The organism is Hyphomonas sp. (assembly GCF_041689225.1).
Classification (GTDB): domain Bacteria; phylum Pseudomonadota; class Alphaproteobacteria; order Caulobacterales; family Hyphomonadaceae; genus Hyphomonas.
The window spans coordinates 1-4,707 of sequence record NZ_JBDNGN010000024.1; the positions used below are offsets into that span (position 1 = coordinate 1).

Below are 4,707 nucleotides of genomic sequence, written 5' to 3' on the forward strand. Positions count from 1 at the left end.
CGCATCTCGCTGTCGGCATTTTCGTCCACATAAAACACGTAATGGTGAAGCAGGGTCGCGCGCACCGTGGCCGTGTCCTCGTGCGAGAGGATCAGCAGCGGGTAGGCCGCGATGGTGGTTCCGGGCGCAATGGCGCGGGCTGCGAACAGTCCGCGACCATGGAAGGGGGAGACTTTTACCTCGACGAACGAAGCCTGCGATGTGTCGGACATGTGGCCGTACCTAGCACAGCTGGAACCGAGCGCTATTCCGATTCTTCTGCCGCGGCTGGCGCCTCGGCTTTCCGGTTCCATTTGTGGAGCGATTTGACCCGGCAGCGCTGAACGCCGAAGCCGGAATCGTCATGGAAGCCGGCGATGGAATCTGAAGCGATGATGTGATCACCCCGCGTGAGGCAGCTGGTCGTCGCGTCGACGGCGAGTTGCTGGGCCTGGTCGAGAATGAAACAGTTGCCATAGACTTCAACGAGGTAATCTTCGGGGCCTTTCGAGATCACGACCGTGTCGTCGGTTGCGTCATGGAAGCCCGAAATGCTGGACGCGAAGCAGATTCTGTCGACCTCTTCGCCAAGGCGAGCATCGTTGGCGAATTGGGCCACGCCTTTGGGTTTGGCGTCGGTCGGGGCCTGACTGGCGCAGGCGGCAAGGAGGAAAGAGGAGACAGCAAGAAGGGCGAGGCGCATAGGAAGTCCTTAGCGGGTTGCTGACCAGCGAGGCGGACCAAACTGGACAAATGTTCCGATTGCAAATGATGCGCCGCAAGCCGGAAACTGACAAGCGCGGTCACAGAGACTTGAACTTTCCCCTCAAGCCGTCATAGCAGGAGGGCAGATTTCTTCACGGGATTTCCTATGACTGACTTGACCAAACTAACCCTCGCAGCAGCGCTTGATGGCCTGAAAGCCAAACAGTTTTCGTCGCGCGAGATCACCCAAGACTTCGTGAGCGCCATCGAGGGCGCCCGGGTCCTGAACGCCTTTGTCGTGGAAACGCCGGAGAAGGCACTGGCCATGGCCGATGCCTCGGATGCCAAACTGGCCAAGGGCACGGGCGGCAGGCTGGAAGGCGCGCCGCTGGGCATCAAGGACCTCTATTGCACCAAGGGCGTGCGCACGACGGCCTGCAGCGGGATTCTCGGTGAATTCACGCCGACCTATGAATCCACCGTCACGCAGAACCTGTGGAATGAAGGCGCGGTCATGTTGGGCAAGCTCAACATGGACGAATTCGCCATGGGCTCGTCGAACGAGACGTCCAAATTTGGCAACGTGATCAACCCGTGGCGCCGGGACGGCGACAATCAGGGCCTGACGCCGGGTGGCTCGTCGGGCGGCTCGGCAGCGTCAGTGGCCGCAGACCTCTGCCTTGCCGCGACAGCCTCTGACACGGGTGGCTCGATCCGCCAGCCTGCGGCCTTCACGGGCACTGTGGGCATCAAGCCAACTTATGGCCGGGCCAGCCGTTATGGCATGGTGGCGTTCGCCTCCTCGCTCGACCAGGCCGGACCGATTGCCAAGACCGTCGAAGACAGCGCCATCCTTCTGGAAGTGATGTGCAGCCATGACGCCAAGGATTCGACCTCGCTGGACGTGGCGACGCCCGACTGGCGCAGCGACGTGACCAAGGGCGTCAAAGACATGCGGATCGGCATTCCCAAGGAATACCGGCTCGATGGCCTGTCGGACGAGATGAATGCGCTGTGGGACCAAGGCATTGCGTGGCTGAAGGCCGCTGGCGCGGAGATTGTCGAGATCAGCCTGCCGCACACGAAATACGCGCTGCCAGCCTATTACATTGTGGCTCCTGCGGAGGCTTCGTCGAACCTCGCGCGCTATGATGGCATGCGCTATGGCGCACGGGTCGAGGGCAACAATCTGGCGCAGACCTATGAAGGCACGCGGGCCAGCGGCTTTGGCAAGGAAGTGCAGCGGCGCCTGCTGATTGGCACCTATGTGCTCTCCAGCGGTTATTACGACGCCTATTACCTGCGCGCGCAGAAGGTGCGGACCAAGATCCTCAACGATTTTGTCGATGCCTTCGAAAGCTGTGACGCCGTGCTGACGCCGACCTGCCCGTCGCCCGCCTTTGCCTTTGGCGAAAAGAGCGGCGACCCGGTGGAAATGTACCTCAACGACGTGTTCACGGTGACGGCGAACCTTGCCGGCCTGCCGGGCATTTCCGTTCCGGCTGGCCTGTCAAAAAGCGGCCTGCCGCTGGGCTTGCAGGTGATCGGCAAGGCGCTGGACGAGACCGCCTGTTTCCGCGTTGGCGGCGAGCTGGAACGTGCAGCCGGCTTCGTGACGAAGCCGGGCCGCTGGTGGTAGGTTCGCGCGCATGACACGCTTCTTTGCTCTTTTCGGCATGATGCTCATCATCTGTCTTGCCCTGATGTGGGGGATGATGGTGCAGAACGGGTATGACCTGTTCGCGCCGGAAATGCGCGTGATGCTGCTCGTCGCCTTCATGGTGGCGGCCTATGTGGCGTTCCGGATTTCGCGAATCCTGCAGCGGCGCGCCGAGCGGCGTCACGACGGATCGCCGCTGAAAGGCGCGCAGAAATCGAAACTGTCCGGACTGTTCAACGGCAAGAGCGAGGCGCACCAGGCGCGCGAGGCGCGGGTTGCCGCGCGGCGCAAGAAACTGGTCGCCGAAGGCAAACTTGAGGCAGAGGCGGCCGAGGCGCCCGAACCGGTAATTGAACCCACAACGGAAGGCGAAATACCGACGCGCGTGCCGCAGTCGGCTTCGGTTGCAGACCGCATGGCGGCGCGGCGCGAGCGCTACAAGCGCGCCAAGGAAGAAGGCAAAATATGAGCCCGCTTTCCCAACCCGCATTCCCGGCGTATGCCGCGATCTCTCTCAATTCGAGACCTGCACATTAACCGCATGAGACCCCGGCGTACGCCGGGGAGACGGACCTGAGGCTGACACGATGACCACACGCACACCCTACATACTCAAAGGCGATACCGGCGACTGGGAAGTCGTCATGGGGCTGGAGATCCACGCGCAGGTGGCCTCCAATGCCAAGCTGTTCTCGGGCGCCTCGACGGCGTTCGGCGCGGACCCGAACTGCAATGTCTCGCTGGTCGATGCGGCGATGCCGGGCATGCTGCCGGTGATCAACCGGAAATGCGTGGAACAGGCCGTGCGCACGGGCCTTGGCCTGAAGGCCGAGATCAATCTCTACAGCCGCTTCGACCGGAAGAACTATTTCTACCCCGACTTGCCGCAGGGCTACCAGATCAGCCAGTTCGCGCACCCGATTGTCGGCGAAGGCGAGATCGACGTGGACGTGGAGCCGGCGCATGGCGGCGAGGCCTACAGTTTCACCTGCCGGATCGAGCGGCTTCACCTTGAGCAGGATGCCGGCAAGTCGATCCACGACATGGACCCGAACTCGACCTATGTGGACCTCAACCGGTCCGGCGTCGCGCTGATGGAAATCGTGTCGAAGCCGGACGTGCGCTCGCCGGCCGAGGCCGCGGCCTATGTCAAGAAAATCCGCGCCATCGTGATCGCGCTCGGCACCTGTGACGGCGACATGGACAAGGGCAATTTGCGCGCCGACGTGAACGTGTCTGTCTGCCGTCCCGGCCAGTACGAGAAATTCCGCGAGGCGGATGATTTCAGCCATCTCGGCACACGCTGCGAGCTGAAGAACATGAACTCGTTCCGCTTCATCCAGCAGGCCATCGAATACGAAGCGCGCCGCCAGATCGAGATCATCGAGGGCGGCGGCAGGGTTGACCAGGAGACGCGTCTGTTCGACCCGGTCAAGGTCGAGACCCGCTCGATGCGCTCGAAGGAAGACGCGCATGATTACCGCTATTTCCCGGACCCTGACCTGCTGCCGCTCGAAATCGAGCAGGCCTGGATCGACGAGATCAAGGCGACTTTGCCCGAATTGCCGGACCAGAAACGCGCGCGGTTTGAATCCGAGTACGGTATTTCGCACTATGATGCGGGCGTGCTGATCGCGGACGCGGAGAAGGCCGAGTATTTCGAGGCCGTGGCCACGGGGCGCGACGCGAAACTCGCCGCCAACTGGGTGACGCAGGAACTGTTCGGCTATCTCAACAAGGAAGGTCTGGAGCTGGCTGACAGCCCGGTTTCAGCCGAGGCGCTGGGCGGCCTGATCGCGATGATCAGCGACGAGACGATCAGCGGCAAGATCGCCAAGGACGTGTTCGCGCGCATGATTGCGGGCGAGGGCGAGGCGGCGGCGATTGTCGAAAAGAACGGCCTGAAACAGGTGACGGATACGGGCGCGATCGAGAAGGTGGTCGACGAGATCATCGCGGCCAATCCGGAACAGGTCGAGAAGGTGAAAGACAAGCCGCAGACGCTCGGCTGGTTCGTCGGTCAGGTGATGAAAGCCTCGGGCGGCAAGGCCAACCCGAAAGCCGTCAACGAAATTCTGAAGGCGAAGCTGGGGCTTTAGGGTCCCGCCGCCCCTTCGGGGCACTTCGCCCGCAAGCAGGCGAGGATAACAACACTCCATCTTCATCCTCCCCTGATTGCGGGGGAGGTGGCAGCCGGCGCAGCCGACTGCCGAAGGGGGGCGCTAGAGCTTCGCCCGAATCCGCGCCGCCAGTTTTTCCAGATCGCCCATGTCTGCCATGCCGCCGCTGCCATGCCGGCCGAGGGCCTTGCCTTCGGAGCGGGGGATGATGTGGACGTGGAGGTGATAGACGGTCTGGCCGGC

The 4,707-nt window shown here is 62.5% G+C and carries 5 protein-coding genes and 1 pseudogene; 3 read left to right on the forward strand and 3 right to left on the reverse strand.

The genetic code is table 11. From position 1 onward, the window contains the following. Nucleotides 1-212: pseudogene (locus ACESNB_RS02165) on the reverse strand (hypothetical protein); the annotation flags it as partial. Between the two features lie 32 nt (nt 213-244). After that, nucleotides 245-682, reverse strand: coding sequence for a DUF6491 family protein (locus ACESNB_RS02170; RefSeq protein WP_373003128.1), 438 nt, complete (start codon nt 680-682; stop codon nt 245-247). A 168-nt stretch (nt 683-850) separates the two neighbouring features. Between ACESNB_RS02170 and gatA the strand changes: the two genes are divergently transcribed. The 3 genes from gatA (at nt 851) to gatB (ending at nt 4,443) form a co-directional block, all read left to right on the forward strand. After that, entirely contained in the window at nt 851-2,323 is a 1,473-nt protein-coding gene (gene gatA, locus ACESNB_RS02175; RefSeq protein WP_373003131.1) for an Asp-tRNA(Asn)/Glu-tRNA(Gln) amidotransferase subunit GatA, read from the forward strand. A gap of 10 nt (nt 2,324-2,333) precedes the next feature. Then, nucleotides 2,334-2,813, forward strand: coding sequence for a hypothetical protein (locus ACESNB_RS02180; RefSeq protein WP_373003133.1), 480 nt, complete (start codon nt 2,334-2,336; stop codon nt 2,811-2,813). A gap of 118 nt (nt 2,814-2,931) precedes the next feature. Next, nucleotides 2,932-4,443, forward strand: coding sequence for an Asp-tRNA(Asn)/Glu-tRNA(Gln) amidotransferase subunit GatB (gene gatB, locus ACESNB_RS02185; RefSeq protein WP_373003136.1), 1,512 nt, complete (start codon nt 2,932-2,934; stop codon nt 4,441-4,443). 123 nt (nt 4,444-4,566) lie between these two features. Here the strand turns inward: gatB and ACESNB_RS02190 are convergent. Next, on the reverse strand, nt 4,567-4,707 hold a 141-nt coding region (locus ACESNB_RS02190; RefSeq protein ID WP_373003139.1), incomplete at its 5' end, for an HIT family protein.